This window comes from Allobosea sp. P2_B12, from assembly GCF_056404835.1.
In genome coordinates this window covers 233023-246542 of record NZ_JBFUDG010000003.1, presented here as the reverse complement: position 1 = coordinate 246542, position 13520 = coordinate 233023, and the positions used below count along the sequence as shown (strand labels likewise).

At 67.3% G+C, this 13520-nt stretch carries 15 protein-coding genes; 7 read left to right on the top strand and 8 right to left on the bottom strand.

The genetic code is table 11. The annotated features are described in order from the left end of the window. The first annotated feature begins 87 nt into the window (after window positions 1–87). Window positions 88–309, top strand: a complete 222-nt coding sequence (locus AC1DYU_RS10035; protein WP_476791493.1) for a DUF2093 domain-containing protein — start codon at window positions 88–90, stop codon at window positions 307–309. Here AC1DYU_RS10035 and lpxK read toward each other — a convergent pair. From lpxK to AC1DYU_RS10010, 5 genes are all read right to left on the bottom strand, one after another. Beyond that, a complete protein-coding gene (gene lpxK / locus AC1DYU_RS10030) occupies window positions 286–1305 on the bottom strand; it encodes a tetraacyldisaccharide 4'-kinase (protein ID WP_476791492.1) in 1020 nt (339 codons plus the stop codon). The two genes, AC1DYU_RS10035 and lpxK, sit on opposite strands and share 24 nt — an antisense overlap. Beyond that, window positions 1305–2609 (bottom strand): 3-deoxy-D-manno-octulosonic acid transferase, encoded by a 1305-nt coding sequence (locus tag AC1DYU_RS10025; protein WP_476791491.1) that lies wholly within the window; start codon window positions 2607–2609, stop codon window positions 1305–1307. Before AC1DYU_RS10025 ends, lpxK begins: the two co-directional genes overlap by 1 nt. Further along, a complete protein-coding gene (locus AC1DYU_RS10020; RefSeq protein ID WP_476791490.1) occupies window positions 2606–3361 on the bottom strand; it encodes a lysophospholipid acyltransferase family protein in 756 nt (251 codons plus the stop codon). Before AC1DYU_RS10020 ends, AC1DYU_RS10025 begins: the two co-directional genes overlap by 4 nt. Before the next feature lie 34 nt (window positions 3362–3395). Continuing rightward, window positions 3396–3632 carry a DUF4170 domain-containing protein gene (locus AC1DYU_RS10015; RefSeq protein WP_158482935.1) on the bottom strand — a complete coding sequence of 79 codons (237 nt, stop codon included), beginning with the start codon at window positions 3630–3632 and terminating at the stop codon, window positions 3396–3398. 126 nt (window positions 3633–3758) lie between these two features. Beyond that, entirely contained in the window at window positions 3759–4586 is an 828-nt protein-coding gene (locus AC1DYU_RS10010; RefSeq protein WP_476791489.1) for a 3'(2'),5'-bisphosphate nucleotidase CysQ, read from the bottom strand. A 287-nt stretch (window positions 4587–4873) separates the two neighbouring features. On the opposite strand from AC1DYU_RS10010, the gene AC1DYU_RS10005 reads away from it, so the two are divergent. Continuing rightward, complete coding sequence (locus AC1DYU_RS10005) at window positions 4874–5356, top strand: DUF6101 family protein (protein WP_158482937.1); 483 nt, start codon at window positions 4874–4876, stop codon at window positions 5354–5356. Here AC1DYU_RS10005 and ubiA read toward each other — a convergent pair. Both ubiA and AC1DYU_RS09995 read right to left on the bottom strand, forming a co-directional pair. Next, entirely contained in the window at window positions 5353–6339 is a 987-nt protein-coding gene (ubiA, locus tag AC1DYU_RS10000; RefSeq protein ID WP_476791733.1) for a 4-hydroxybenzoate octaprenyltransferase, read from the bottom strand. The two genes, AC1DYU_RS10005 and ubiA, sit on opposite strands and share 4 nt — an antisense overlap. An 18-nt stretch (window positions 6340–6357) precedes the next feature. After that, window positions 6358–6813, bottom strand: coding sequence for a hypothetical protein (locus AC1DYU_RS09995; RefSeq protein WP_476791488.1), 456 nt, complete (start codon window positions 6811–6813; stop codon window positions 6358–6360). A 277-nt stretch (window positions 6814–7090) separates the two neighbouring features. Here AC1DYU_RS09995 and AC1DYU_RS09990 point away from each other — a divergent pair, with 277 nt between their 5' ends. The 5 genes from AC1DYU_RS09990 to AC1DYU_RS09970 all read left to right on the top strand — a co-directional run bounded on the left by AC1DYU_RS09990 (window position 7091) and on the right by AC1DYU_RS09970 (window position 12472). Continuing rightward, window positions 7091–7837 (top strand): 16S rRNA (uracil(1498)-N(3))-methyltransferase, encoded by a 747-nt coding sequence (locus AC1DYU_RS09990; protein WP_476791487.1) that lies wholly within the window; start codon window positions 7091–7093, stop codon window positions 7835–7837. A gap of 171 nt (window positions 7838–8008) precedes the next feature. Continuing rightward, window positions 8009–9178 (top strand): carboxylate-amine ligase, encoded by a 1170-nt coding sequence (locus tag AC1DYU_RS09985; RefSeq protein WP_476791486.1) that lies wholly within the window; start codon window positions 8009–8011, stop codon window positions 9176–9178. A gap of 178 nt (window positions 9179–9356) precedes the next feature. Beyond that, window positions 9357–10736: a glutamate--cysteine ligase gene (locus AC1DYU_RS09980; protein ID WP_476791485.1), complete on the top strand. Its 1380-nt coding sequence runs from the start codon at window positions 9357–9359 to the stop codon at window positions 10734–10736. Window positions 10737–11035: 299 nt separating this feature from the next. Continuing rightward, window positions 11036–12208 (top strand): alpha/beta hydrolase, encoded by a 1173-nt coding sequence (locus AC1DYU_RS09975; protein ID WP_476791484.1) that lies wholly within the window; start codon window positions 11036–11038, stop codon window positions 12206–12208. A 99-nt stretch (window positions 12209–12307) separates the two neighbouring features. Further along, on the top strand, window positions 12308–12472 hold the full coding sequence (locus AC1DYU_RS09970; protein WP_158482943.1) for a Flp family type IVb pilin: 165 nt from the start codon (window positions 12308–12310) through the stop codon (window positions 12470–12472). 36 nt (window positions 12473–12508) lie between these two features. Here AC1DYU_RS09970 and AC1DYU_RS09965 read toward each other — a convergent pair whose 3' ends face one another. Next, on the bottom strand, window positions 12509–13390 hold the full coding sequence (locus tag AC1DYU_RS09965; RefSeq protein ID WP_158482944.1) for a LysR substrate-binding domain-containing protein: 882 nt from the start codon (window positions 13388–13390) through the stop codon (window positions 12509–12511). Between the last annotated feature and the right edge of the window lie 130 nt (window positions 13391–13520).

Sequence of the window (13520 nt, the reverse complement as noted above, 5' to 3'; positions counted from 1 at the left end):
AGGCTGGACATCATCGATGAGAACGCTATCACGAAGCTGGATTATTTCGGTAAACCGTTCTCCGAGCAACATTTTAGACAAATCGTCATGAACATCAGCGAACGCCCCCCGATACCCGGCCCCGAAGCGGCGCTCGATTACGGCCATGGCGAATTTCGCGTGGTGCGCCCTGGCGCCTTCGTGCGCTGTGCCGTCACCGGCGCTCCGATCCGGCTCGACGAACTGCGCTACTGGTCGGTCGACTGGCAGGAGGCTTATGTTTCGCCCGAGGCCGTGCAGCTCAGGCTACGGCGCGCCGGCCGCGCCTGAGCCGACTGTCAGCGCAGCGAAGACCATTGCCTCGATCCGGCGGGCTTCAGCGAAGACGAGCGTGACCGGCACCGGCAGCAGGCGGTGGCGCTGCTCCGGGGGCCAGAGCGGCCCGAGCTTGACCATATCCTTCTCCGTCGTCGCGACCACGCAGTCATAGAGCAAGGCCTCGTCGACAAGCACGGCGACATCGCGCTGCGTATAGGCATGATGATCGCCAAAGGCGCGTTCCGCCACGATCCGTGCTCCGGCCTCCCGCAGGGTTGCGGCGAATTTCTCCGGCCGCCCGATCCCCGACAGCGCCAGCACCGCCTGTCCCTGAAGGCGCGACACGGCCTCCTGAGCCGGCTCCAGGCGGGCCTGCATCACCGCCGCGCCCTGAGTCTGCGCCTGCGCCGCGACAGCCTCTCCGGCCGCGCCTGCGCCGATGACGAGCACCGCGTCCGTCTCTCCCAACTGCCCATCCAGAGGCGCGCGCAGCGGACCGGCCGGCAGGCACAGCCCGTTCCCGACACCTGACGCGCCGTCGACCACGGCCAGCCGCAGCCGCTTGGCGAGCGCCGGATTTTGCAGCCCGTCATCCATCACGATGACGCTGGCGCCGAGCGCCCGGGCGAGCGCCGCGCCGGCAGCCCGGTCGCGCGCGATGACGGTGCGGGCATGGCGGGCCATCAGCAGCGGCTCGTCGCCGACGGCCTTGGCGGCGTGATGGGCGGGGTGGACTTCGACAGGGCCAGGAAGCGACCCGCCATAGCCGCGCATCAGCACGAAAGGCGTCTCGCCGCGCCGGGCCAGCAGGGCAGCCAGGGCGATAGCGGTCGGCGTCTTGCCGGCACCGCCGGCGACGAAATTGCCGACGCAGATCACCGGCACACCGACATCGACGCCCCTGCCGCGCATTCGCCGCAGCGTGATCGCGCCATAGAGCCACCCGAGCGGAGAGAGCAGCCGGGCGAGCGCTCCGCGCGGGCGCCACCAGAAGCGCGGCGCGCGCATCAGGACGCGGCGTCGCGCTGCCCGAGCGCCATGCGCATCAGCAGCGGCTCCAGCGCCTGCATGGTCCGATTCAGTGCGCCGCCGAGCTGGGCGCTGGTCTGGGCCGCGGCGCGTGCCGCCTGGCGTGCGCTGGCCGGGTCGCTCAGCCAGCGATGCACGGCGCCGGCCAACCCTTGCGCATCGGCGACCTCGCGGGCGCCGCCATCTTGGTCGAAGGCGGCGAAAATCTCGGCGTTGTTGTGGACGAAGGGCCCGTGCAGCAGGGCGCAGCCGAGCTTGGCCGGCTCGATCGGGTTGTGGCCGCCGATCATCGGCACCAATGAGCCGCCGAGATAGGCCACCTGCGACAACCGATAGAGCAGGCCAAGTTCGCCGACGGTATCGGCGATATAGAGTTCGGTGTCGCGCTCGGGCATCTGCCCGGCGCCGCGCCGCGCCACCGCAATGCCGTTGGCCTTGGCCAGTGCTTCGATCTCGATGCCGCGCTGCGGGTGGCGCGGGGCGATCATGGTCAGGAGCTTGGGCAAATACGGCTTGATCCCGAGATGGGCCGCGATGACCTGCTCTTCCTCGCCTGGATGCGTGCTGGCCGCGACCCAGACCGGCCGGCCGGTGGTCAGCCCGTCGAGGATCGCCAGCGTGTCGGCATCGGCGGGAGGGGCCGGCACGTCGAATTTGAGATTGCCGGCGACGCCGACGCGCGGCGCCCCGAGCTGCGCCAGCCGCTCCGCATCACCTTGCGACTGGGCGAGGCAGGATTCAAAGCAGGAGAGCAGGTAGCGGGAGGTTCGCGGCGCCTTGTACCAGCGCGCGAAGGAGCGCTCGGACATGCGGGCATTGACCAGCACCAGCGGCACCTCACGCTTGCGCGCCTCGATCAGCAGGTTGGGCCAGATCTCGGATTCACAAATCAAGCCAAGCGCCGGCCGCCAGTAATCTAGGAAGCGGCGCATGTAGCGGGGGACGTCGAGCGGCAGATACTGGTGGATGACGCCGGCCGGCAGCCGCGCCGCCAGGAGCTTGGCGGAGGTGACCGTGCCGGAGGTCACGAGCACGGTCAGTCCGCGCTTCTGCAGCCTCGAGACCAGCGGCAGAAGCGTCACGGTTTCGCCGACGCTGGCGCCGTGCAGCCAGACGAGCGGCCGGTCGGGCCGCCGGACGCCGGGATAGCCCCGCCGCTCGGCAAGGCGGGTCGGGTCTTCCTTGCCGCGCCGCCGCCGCCAGACCAGGAGCCCGGCGGCAGCAGGTTCGAGCAGGCTGGTCAGCACGCGGTAGCCGGTGAGAATGGGACCCTTGCCGATCATGCCGGCAGATCCTTCCCAGGATGGTTCCTCACGGGAGTCTGCGCCTGCCTCAAACCGGCGCCGGGGTCCTTCGCGCCGACGAGCGCATAGGCGCGGGCATGGACTGCGTCGAGGCCAGCCTCGAGCGCTAGCCGAGCCGCCTCGCAGGCTGCCTCGTCGGCCTCGCGCGCGACATGGATCGCCTCGCCCACGACGATCGCCCCGCGCCCGAAGGGCAGGCCGATCGAGGCCCGGTCCCAGCTCTTGAAGTCGATGCGCCGGCTGGTCACCACCGCGATCGGATGCACCGGCCGTCCCGAGGCCCGCGCCAGCTGGATGATGCCTGGCCCGGCGATGCGGGCGCGCTTGGGGATGTCGGCGGTCAGCACCATGGTCTCGCCGGCCTTGAGTCGCCTGATCATGGCGAGGAAGGCGCTGGCGCCGCCCTTTTCGCGGATCTTCTTGCCGAGCGCGCCCGAGCCGCGGATCGCACCGATGCCGAGTTCGCGCAGCGCCACGGCATTGAAGCCGCCATCGCCGTGACGCGAGACCAGCGAGCAGGCCGGCATCCAGTCTGGCCGCGAGAACGGGATCATGATGTGCTGGCCGTGCCACATCGCGATGATCAGCGGCAGATCTGGCCGGACGCGGTCATAGATGTCGGCCGGTTCGACCACGAAACGGTTGGTCTTCCGCACGAGGCGCAGATAGCCAGCCAGCAGCCGGCCGAGCGCTTCCTGCGCGACGCGCGTCTTGAGGATCGAAAAGCCCATGAATCCGTATTGAGACCTGAAGTTTGCGTGGGACCTAGGCTGTCTCGGGATCGAGCAGGCGGTGCAGGTGCACGACGAAGTAGCGCGTCTGCGCCTGATCGACGGTGGCCTGCGCCTTCGCCTTCCAGGCCGCATGCGCGGTCGCGTAGTTGGGGAACACGCCGACGACGTCGAGCTTGGACAGATCCTTGAAGGTTACTCCCTCGAGCGAGCTGAGTTCGCCGCCGAAGACGAGGTGGAGAAGCTGTTTCTGTTCCGGTTCCGCAGCCATCGATCCCTCCAGCACGAACGGTTCACGTCATGAACGACGCGGCACCCGTTACGCCATCCGCACGCCGGGCGCGAGTGCCGAACGGCTCGCAAGCCCGGTATCGACGGCAATTCCGGCGAAAAAATCTCAGCTGCGCTGCGGTTGTCCGTCGCGCATGCGCTGAAGCGCGGAGATCAGCGGCTCGGACAGGCCCCTGCCGCTTGCCACCAGCATGCCGTGGACCGGCGTCTCGCGGTTGTAGACGACCGCCTCGCCACCGCCCCCGCTGAGCAGGCCGCCTGCTTCCTGCAGGATCAGGTCGGCGGCTGCGAGATCCCAGTCGCGCGCATCGGTCGAGATCAGCCCCGCATCGATGGTGCCGTCGGCGATCCGCGCCAGCCTGAGCGCCAGCGAGGGAATCTTGTCGGCTTGCTCGAAAGTCTCGGATCGCGCCAGCGCGTCGAGCATCGGCTTCGGGCCTGCGATGCGGGAGCCGGTGAGGCTCGTTACCGTGGAGGCGAAGATGCCGGCGTTGTTGCATTGGGCTCCGCCGCCGCGCAGCGCCTGGTAGGTTGCGTTGCAGGCCGGTGCATGCACCACGCCGAGGATCGGCACGCCTTCGTCGAGCAGCGCCACGCAGACTGCCCAGTCCGGCGAGCCGCCCATATAGGCGCGCGTGCCGTCGATCGGATCGACCACCCAGACGAAGCGCCGCGACAGCCGCAGCGCGTCGTCGACCGTCTCCTCGGACAGCCACGCCGCCTCCGGCAGCAGCACGGAAAGCCGGATGCGCAGGAAGGTGTCGACGCCGATATCGGCTTCCGTGACGGGCGAGCCGCCGCTCTTGGACCAGGTCCGCGCGGCGGTCTTCGCACCGGGCCGGAACAGCTCGACCGCGATCTCGCCGGCTTCCAGGCAGCTCTCACGCACGGCCCTGAGCAGATCGGGCGCGATGGGTAGCGGGGGCGTGCTCATGCGTGATCCGTACGAATGCAGGCGCAGCGGTTCAAGCCGAAAATGCCCGCGCGCACCGAAAGATTCCGTCAAGCATCATGCATGAAACAGGCCACCGAGGCCACTTCGAGGCCGCAAACACGCTCCTTTAACCCAAACGCTTAAGCGCTCGGAGACACCTCGGACGCAATCTCGGCTGGCAAGCACGAGGGCCCCGGACTTCACAGAGGGCTCCGTAGCGGCAGGGATTACAGAGAGGCGTAAAACCGATGGCCAGAGTCACGCCGGCCGCCGGGGAGTTCGGATTCATGCCGAATTCGCCCGGCGGCTCGACCGACCCCACGATCGTTCCGCGCAACCCGATGCCGGTCCAGCCCGAGGCTCCCCGCATCGAGCGGATCGGCTCGGTGCGGATCCTGCGCGGTGCCGCCGGCTGGCGCGGCGTCGCCTTGCGGCTGGCGAATACGACGGGCGAGGACGAGACCTTCCAGCTTGCGTTGACGGCCGGCGACGGTCGTTCGATCACGGTCGCGACGGTCAATCAGGACGATGCCGTAGCACTCTGGCGCGATTGCGGCCGGGCCAGCGGCCTCACGCTGCTGCTCGAGACCAGCGACGGCGCGATCACGGAACCCTTCCCGCAGATCGGCCCGCTCGCTTTGGGACCGATCCGGGTCCGGCGTCGTCATTCCTTCCTGAACGGCCGCCGCCCGCGGTTCCTCGTCCGGCGCAAGACCGGCCGCCTCGCAGATCGGCCGGTCGTGATCGGCGGCGACAGGCTGACCGACTAACTCTGGAGCGCGAACCGGCTAAGTGCATCGAGCGCGAAGCCGGTCGCCAGCAGGAGCCCGGCGTTCCAGTTCGAGCGGAACAGCTTGAGCGCCAGCGGCGGCGTCACGCCCTTGATCTGCGCCACCTGCCAGCCGAGATGCCCGGCGAAACCCGCGACCCCGAGCCAGGCGACAATGCCGCCGCCGGCCGTCCAGGTCGCGGCGGCGCTCAAAAGCACCGCGAGCCCGAAACACGCCCCGATTGCCTCGCGGTTGAAGCTGCCGAAATAGCGCGCGCTCGATTTGATCCCGGCGATGACGTCGTCCTCGATGTCCTGCAGCGCGTAGATCGTGTCGTAGCCGATCGTCCAGACCACGGCTGCGGCATAGATCAGATAGGCCGGCGCATCGAGCCGTCCGAACACCGCGCTCCAGCCGACCAGGCCACCCCATGAGAAGGCCAGACCCAGCACGAATTGCGGCATCTGCGTAATGCGCTTCATGAAGGGATACACCGCGACGATCACCAGCGAGGCGATGCCGAGAACCACGGTGAAGCGGTTGAATTGCAGCAGGATCACAAGCCCGACCAGCGACAAGCCGACCATGAACAGGGCCGCTGCCTTGGCCGTGACCTGGCCCGAAGGTAGCGGACGGCCGCGCGTGCGCGCGACCTGCGCATCGAGCTTGCGGTCGACGATATCGTTAAAGGTCGAGCCCGCCGCGCGCATGACGATCGCACCGACGAGGAAGAGCAGGCAGTGCCAGACATCGGGGAAGGCTTTGCCGCCCGCGATCGCGGCCAGCCCCCCGGCCCACCAGCACGGCAGCAGCAGCAACTGCCAGCCGACCGGCCGTTCGATCCGGGCGAGCTTCAGATAGGGCCTAAGCGCGCGCGGCGCGCGGGTATCGACCCAATGGCCGGTGAGCGCGTCAGGCAAGGGCGCGTCGGGAAGTGGTGCGCCCGGCCCTGATCCGAGATTTGCGGGGATCGGGTCGGGCATGGCGGTCACGACAGTCGCTTAAAGCGCGCCCTGGGGAATGCGCATACCGCCGCCGGTGATGGAATCGCCGCCGCTGAACGGGTTGGCGCCACCGCCGCCTTGCGCCTGCTGCTGCGCCCTGCGGATCATGTCGGCCTGCTGCTTGACCGCGTTACAGGCCTGGTTGCGGATGTTGGTTGCCTTCTGGTTGTCGGTCTTCATGCCCTCGATGAAGGTCGGCGGAATCTGGCACCAATCCTGATTGTCGGTCGCGAATTTCACGGTCGTTGCGCCGTTGCTGACGAGCCGGCCCATCGTGCTGCAGGCCTGCTGCGGCGTCAGCTTGCGCTTCGACTTCTGCGCCGCGTTCAGCGAGGCGACCAGCGACTGCCGCTCCTGCAGAAGCGCCTGCATCTTCTCGCAGCCCGAGGCCTGGGCGCGCACGGGAGCGGCGTCGATGAAAGCGGCCGCCACCAGGCCCATCGTCGCGATCACTCCGGAAGCCATCCTCAGCCGCATTTCGTTCCGCTCCCAATATCCTGCGCGGGCGCTTCTGCGCCTCCGCGATTTCCTTACCAGCAACGCCGTGTTAGCGCCAAGGACCCTTGCGAGTCCACGTGCTGCCTGTTGGCAAGCGCTTGTTTCGCTTGTCGATAAGCCCTTGCCGATAAGCCGGGATTGTGGCGGTTTTCGCGCAAAGCGGCCCCTGCCGGCGAGATATCAACACGCGTCACGGCCTGATCGGCCCTGTCCGCAGGAGGCGTTGCCGCCGATGTCCATCCCCGATTTCGCCCGCTACCGGCTCTGGCTGGAGCACGACCTGACCGACGGCGCGCGACTGCCACTGGAGCGCGAGCAGGCCAACTACCTGCTCAACGTGTTGCGCATGAAGCAGGACGATACCGTGCTGGTCTTCAACGGGCGCGACGGCGAATGGCTGGCCGCGATCACGGTCGAGGGCCGCAAGCAGGCGAGCCTCACGCTGGTGAAGCAGACGCGTCCGCAGCCGCCGGCGCCCGATTTGCACTACCTTTTTGCGCCGCTGAAGCATGCCCGGCTCGACTACATCGCCCAGAAGGCGGTCGAGATGGGGGCCGGCGTGATCCAGCCGGTGCTGACGCGCCGCACCCAGGTCTCGCGGCTGAATTTCGACCGGATGCGCGCCAATGCGATCGAGGCGGCCGAGCAGTGCGGCATCCTGGCCTTGCCGGACATCCGGGCCGAGCAGTTGCTTGATGCCGCGCTCGACGCGCTCGAGCCCAACCGGATTCTGGTCTTCTGCGATGAGGCGATGGCGCGGGAAAGCCCGGTTGCGGCGCTCTCGCGCGTCGCGCCTGGGCCGCTCGCCGTGCTGATCGGTCCCGAGGGTGGCTTCGACGAGGCCGAACGCCGTCGCATCCTGGCAAGGCCGATGACGCTGCCGATCTCGCTTGGCCCCCGCATCCTGCGCGCCGACACCGCTGCGGTTGCGGCGCTGGCATTGGTTCAGGCCGTACTGGGCGATTGGCCCCGGACTTAGCGACCGAGGAACGCGCCGCCGTCTCGGGCGTTTCTCCGATCATGCGGGGGGACGCATTCTCGACTCATTCGGGAGCAGTCTGGCGCGCGGCCTTGAAGGCCGCGTTGCCGGCGTTTCGTCGCCAGCACGACGGAAGCGACTTGCCTGCAATGACCGCGCGAGGATGACGCCATGACAGAACCCTGCCGCTTCGGAATCGAGGAAGAGTATTTTCTGTCGGATGCCGGCAGCCGAGGCATCGTGCGCAAGGTCTCGCCCGCTTTCATCAAGGCGGCGCAGGAGGCTTTTCCCGACGAGGTCCAGCGCGAGATGCTGCAGTCGCAGATCGAGGTCGCGACCCCCGTCTGCGAATCGATGGATCAGGCACGCCGTTCGCTCACAGCCCTGCGCACCGGGCTCGCCGGGCTGGCGCTCGAACACGAAATGCTGCTGCTGGCCTGCGGCACGCATCCCAGCGCGGCCTGGGCGCGCCAGCGTGCGACCGACGCCTCGCGTTACGACACGCTGATGCGCGACCTGCAGATGCTCGGCAGCCGCAACCAGCTTTGCGGCCTGCATGTCCATGTCGAGGTCGCCGATGAGGACGAGCGCATCCGGCTAATGGCGCGGATCATGCCGTTCCTGCCGATGCTGCTGGCGCTCTCGACCTCGTCGCCCTTTTGGCAGGGCAGGCGCACGGGGCTGATGGGCTACCGGCTCGCGGCCTATGGCGAACTGCCGCGAACCGGCCTGCCCGAGCTCTTCACCGATCCGGCCGACTACCGCGCCTACATCCAAACCATGATCGCGGCCGGCGCCATCCGGGACGCCAGCTATATCTGGTGGGCGATCCGTCCCTCGCACAAGCATCCGACACTGGAATTGCGAATCGCCGACAGCTGCACGCGCCTCGACGACACGCTGGCGATTGCTGCGCTCTATCGCTGCCTGGTGCGGCACCTGCTGCACCAGCCCAGGCTGAATGCGGACCTGACGGGGGCGTCACGCGGTATCGCGACGGAAAACCTCTGGCGGGCCCAGCGCTACGGCATCCATGGCGGCCTGATCGACGCCAAGAGCCGCAGCATGCGTAGCGTGCCGAGCCTCGTCGACGACCTCGTCAAGCAGCTTGCCCAGGATGCGGCTGCGCTCGGCTGCGAGGCCGAACTCGCCACCTGCCGCGAGATTGCCTCGGACGGAACCAGCGCCGATGTGCAGCTTGCGGTCTATGAGGAGGCGCGGACCCGCGATGGCGGGCAGGCGGGTGGTCTTGCCGCCGTGGTCGACTGGATCGCCTCCGAGACGAGGCTCGACCACAATGGCCTGGGCCGGGAGGCCGCCTCCCGACGCGGTGCAGCCTGAGGCCAAGCGGCGAGGCGCCCCTGCATCGGCCGTGTGTCGATTGTCGCCCAACGCGCAGCGGAGGTCGTTGTCGAGCGTTCCGCGCTCGCCTATGTCTGGCGCTCCTGGAGCCTGATCCCCTGCGCCGCCCGGCGCGGGTGGAAGCCCGGCTGCCTTCAAGTCTTCTGCCGGAGCGCCCATGGCTCGCGATGTGTCCGATTCGACCCCGATCGGTTCCAAGGACGAACTGGTGTCCTGGATCGCAGCCGGCGAGAAGCCGCCCTCTGCCTTCCGGATCGGCACCGAGCACGAGAAGTTTCCGTTCTATCGCGACGATCTCTCGCCCGTTCCCTATGAGGGCCGTCCCGACGCGGGTGGCATCCAGCACCTCCTGGAAAGCATGCAGGCCAAGCTCGGCTGGGAGCCGATCATGGATGCCGGCCATGTCATCGGTTTGGCCGGTCCCGATGGCGGCGGCGCGATCTCGCTGGAGCCGGGTGGCCAGTTCGAGTTGTCCGGCGCGCCCGTCGAGACCCTGCACGATACGGCCGCCGAACTCGCCGAGCATCTGACCGACATCAAAGCGGTCGCGCAGCCGCATGGCATAGGCTTCGTCTCGCTCGGCCATTCGCCGCTCTGGACGCGGGCGCAGACGCCGATGATGCCGAAGCGCCGCTACAAGATCATGGCGAACTACATGCCCAAGGTCGGCACGCGCGGCCTGGACATGATGTTCCGCACCTGCACCGTGCAGGTGAATCTCGATTTCTCGACCGAGGCCGACATGGTCCGGAAGCTTCGGGTCTCGCTGGCGCTACAGCCGCTGGCCACCGCGCTCTTCGCCGCCTCGCCCTTCACCGAAGGCAAGCTCAACGGCTTCCAGTCGACGCGCTCCGAGATCTGGCGCGACACCGACAAGGCCCGCTCGGGCATGATCGCCTTCGCCTTCGATGAGGGCATGTCCTATGAGCGCTATGTCGACTGGGCGCTCGACGTGCCCATGTATTTCGTCAAGCGCGGCGACACCTATCACGACGTCGCGGGCGCCTCCTTCCGCGACCTGCTCGCCGGCAAGCTTACGCAATTGCCGGGCGAGAAGGCGACGATCTCCGATTGGGCCAACCATCTCGGCACGCTGTTTCCAGAGGTCCGGCTGAAGCGCTTCCTCGAGATGCGCGGCGCCGATGCGGGCCCGCCCGAGATGCTGAACGCCCTGCCGGCCTTCTGGGTCGGGCTGCTCTACGACCAGTCGGCACTCGATGCGGCCTGGGATCTGGTCAAGGGCTGGAGCGACGAGCAGCGCCAGGCCCTGCGCGACGCCGTGCCGAAGCAAGGACTCTCCGCCACGATCGCCGGCCGCAGCCTGCGCGACATCGCGCGGGATGCGCTGGCCCTGTCGCGCGCTGGCCTCGCGCGCCGCGCCCGTCTCAACCAGGCGGGTGCCGACGAATCCGGCTTCCTCGATCCGCTCGATGCGATCGTCGCCTCGGATCATACGCTCTCGCAGCATCTGGCTGAGCGCTATCGTGGCGCATGGGGCGGGCAGATCGAGCCGCTGTTCTCGGAGTTCGCGCTGTAGAGCGCGCCGCCATTCCGCAGGCGGGTCGTCATTCCCGGACATGCCGCGAAGCGGCACAGCTCCAGGTTTTTCGCAGAGTTCAGTCTCTGTGACGCAACTGCTCGGTGGTGCGTTGGAGGTGCCGGATGCGTTTTGTCTGGACGTGGAGCGTCTTTGTCGCCCAGAGTAAGATGCCTTGCGAGATTTTGGTTTAAGAATAGCACTTGATTGATCGGCCGACCGAGCCTTTGCCGGCCAGATATCTCGCGGCGCAAGACTGTTGCCTTCGTGAGATGCCAGCCATGCGATTGTCGTTACAGGTGCGGAGCAGAGCCGGTGTTGCCGGGCTGGCAAGACGCGCCTGTCTGGGCGCGGTGCTGGCGATCTCGGTTCTGGCGGCAGGATGCGGCTCGCGACCCGAGGAAGGCTTTCTCGCCCCCGTCGCCGAAGTCGATAGCGGATCCACGCCGCACACGCTGCTGGTTGCGACGACGCGCAAACGCGACAACCGGCCAGGCACCCTGTTCAATGGCGAGCGCAGCACCCCGCTCGATTTCGCAAAAATCGTTGTCTCGGTGCCGCAGAAACATGCCGACGGCGAGGTCGAATGGGCGTCGACGGCGCCGGGCAATCCGAAGACCGATTTCGTCGTGCGCCAGGCCGGCTATCTCGATGGCGAAATGGCCTTCGTGAACACGTTGAACGCGCAGCTTGCCGCAAAGCCGAAGGGGCAGCGCAAAGTCTTTCTCTTCATACACGGCTACAACACGATGTTCGCCGAGGGACTCTATCGCTTCACCCAGCTCGTGCATGACGCCCATGCGCCGGCCGTGCCGGTCCTGTTCACCTGGGCATCGCGCGGTCAACTGACGCAATATGTCTACGACACCAACAGCGCCACGGTGGCGCGCGACGATCTCGAGCGTACCATCCGGCTTCTCTTCGCCAGCAATGCCGAACAGGTGAACATCCTTGCGCATTCGATGGGCAACTGGGTCACGGTCGAGGCGCTGCGCCAGATCCGCATCTCCGGCGGCCTGCCGCAGATCTCCAAGCTTGGGCAGCTCATTCTGGCAGCTCCCGACATCGACCTCGACGTCTTCAAGTCGCAGATGCGCCGTTTCGGCAAGCCGGCAAAGCCGTTCTTCATCGTGCTCTCGAAGGATGACAAGGCGCTGGGAGCTTCGAATTTCCTGGCCGGCGGCCAGGGCCGGCTGGGCGCCGATTCCAATCCGGAGGAACTGGCCGCGCTGGGCGCCGTCGTGATCGACATGACCGAGGTCAAGGGGCTGGATTCATCCAATCACGGCAAGTTCGCGCAGCTCGCAGCGGTGGCGCCAAGGCTGACCGCGGTGCTCGAGGGCGGCGTGACGACACAGCGCTCGTCGCTGGGCGCCGACGAGATCGCCAGCGGGTCGCTGGAGTCCATCATCAAGCTGCCCGTCACCATCATCGGCACACCGTTCCGGTTGATCGCGGGCGCGCGCCGCTAGAATCGGGCGAGCTGAAAAACCATACGATCCAGCGCATTGCGCCGTCCGCATTAACGATTTGGCGGCGTTTGCGCGCTATACCTGCCTCCCATGCGTCAGATGGCCGCCATGCTTGTGAAGTTCTCGCGCGACGAACGCGGCGCGACGGCAATCGAGTATACCTTCATCGCCGCGTTGATGTCGGTCGCGACGATCGCCATCATCCGTCAGATCGGCCTCAATGTGAGCGATCTGACGGGCGGCATCATGGCCGGCTTCAAATAGCTGCGCCGGCGTCATCGAGGCGCACTTTTCTTTCGTCTACTCCGCTGCCGTCTTGAAGCTCGCCAGATTGTCCAGGCTCTGGATGATGTGCTCGGCCAGTGCGTTCGAGAGCACCGAGGGGTCGAAGCGGGTACGCAACAGTCCGATCTTGCAGGACGGCAGCGTCGCATAGCCCTCCGACGGGCCGAGAATCCGCATCCCAGGCCTCACAGCGCTTTCTGGCAACACCGAGACCGCAAGCCCCGCGACGACGGCGGCGCCGACGGCAGTCGAGTTCCAGCTCGCATAGAGCACGCGGAAGCGCCTGCCCTTGGTCTCCAGCGCATCGACGGCGGCCTGCCGCCAGTTGCAGGTCGGCCGGCCCAGCGCCAGCGGCAGGGGGTCCTCCTCATGCACCGTGTGGCGCGCCGAGGTGACCCAGAGCAGCGGCTCGATGCGGATGATCTCGCCCTGACCCCGGCTTTCGACATGGGTGATGATGGCGAGGTCGATGTCGCCGGTGGCGATCCGTTCCGCCAGCATCGGCGTCGGCTCGCAGACGACCGTCACTTCGGCGCGCGGATTGGAGCGCGCGAAGCGGGCGAGGATTTCCGGCAAATAGCGGTCGGCATAATCGTCCGGCACGCCCAGCCGGATGCGGCCCTTCAGATCGGCGTCGGTGAAGCTCGCGACGCATTCGAGGTTCAGCCGCACGATCCGCCGAGCATAATCCAGCAGCCGCTCGCCATCCTCGGTCAGCTTGGCGTGGCGCCCGTCGCGGCCGAACAGCGGCCGGCCGACACGCTCTTCCAGCCGCTTCATCTGCATTGAAACCGCCGACTGCGTCTTGAAGACGATCTCGGCCGCGCGGGTGAAGGACCCCGTATCGGCGATCGCGACGAAGGTCTTGAGCTGGTCGGCATCGAGCACATGCGCCATGGCGGCCCCTCCCATCGGTCCATCAATATTCGTTCTGTGAAGCATCATAAGCATTCGTTTGGCTTATGACCAGCGCAAAGCTATCGTTTGGTCAGTTTCCGGTCCTTGCCAGCGGCGCGTCCAGGCAGGG

Bases quoted from the DNA above. Each gene is read 5' to 3' on its own strand.
- AC1DYU_RS10035 (WP_476791493.1), top strand. From the start codon at position 88: ATGAACATCAGCGAACGCCCCCCGATACCCGGCCCCGAAGCGGCGCTC.
- lpxK (WP_476791492.1), bottom strand. From the start codon at position 1,305: ATGCGCGCGCCGCGCTTCTGGTGGCGCCCGCGCGGAGCGCTCGCCCGG.
- AC1DYU_RS10025 (WP_476791491.1), bottom strand. From the start codon at position 2,609: ATGATCGGCAAGGGTCCCATTCTCACCGGCTACCGCGTGCTGACCAGC.
- AC1DYU_RS10020 (WP_476791490.1), bottom strand. From the start codon at position 3,361: ATGGGCTTTTCGATCCTCAAGACGCGCGTCGCGCAGGAAGCGCTCGGC.
- AC1DYU_RS10015 (WP_158482935.1), bottom strand. From the start codon at position 3,632: ATGGCTGCGGAACCGGAACAGAAACAGCTTCTCCACCTCGTCTTCGGC.
- AC1DYU_RS10010 (WP_476791489.1), bottom strand. From the start codon at position 4,586: ATGAGCACGCCCCCGCTACCCATCGCGCCCGATCTGCTCAGGGCCGTG.
- AC1DYU_RS10005 (WP_158482937.1), top strand. From the start codon at position 4,874: ATGCCGAATTCGCCCGGCGGCTCGACCGACCCCACGATCGTTCCGCGC.
- ubiA (WP_476791733.1), bottom strand. From the start codon at position 6,339: ATGCCCGACCCGATCCCCGCAAATCTCGGATCAGGGCCGGGCGCACCA.
- AC1DYU_RS09990 (WP_476791487.1), top strand. From the start codon at position 7,091: ATGTCCATCCCCGATTTCGCCCGCTACCGGCTCTGGCTGGAGCACGAC.
- AC1DYU_RS09985 (WP_476791486.1), top strand. From the start codon at position 8,009: ATGACAGAACCCTGCCGCTTCGGAATCGAGGAAGAGTATTTTCTGTCG.
- AC1DYU_RS09980 (WP_476791485.1), top strand. From the start codon at position 9,357: ATGGCTCGCGATGTGTCCGATTCGACCCCGATCGGTTCCAAGGACGAA.
- AC1DYU_RS09970 (WP_158482943.1), top strand. From the start codon at position 12,308: ATGGCCGCCATGCTTGTGAAGTTCTCGCGCGACGAACGCGGCGCGACG.
- AC1DYU_RS09965 (WP_158482944.1), bottom strand. From the start codon at position 13,390: ATGGCGCATGTGCTCGATGCCGACCAGCTCAAGACCTTCGTCGCGATC.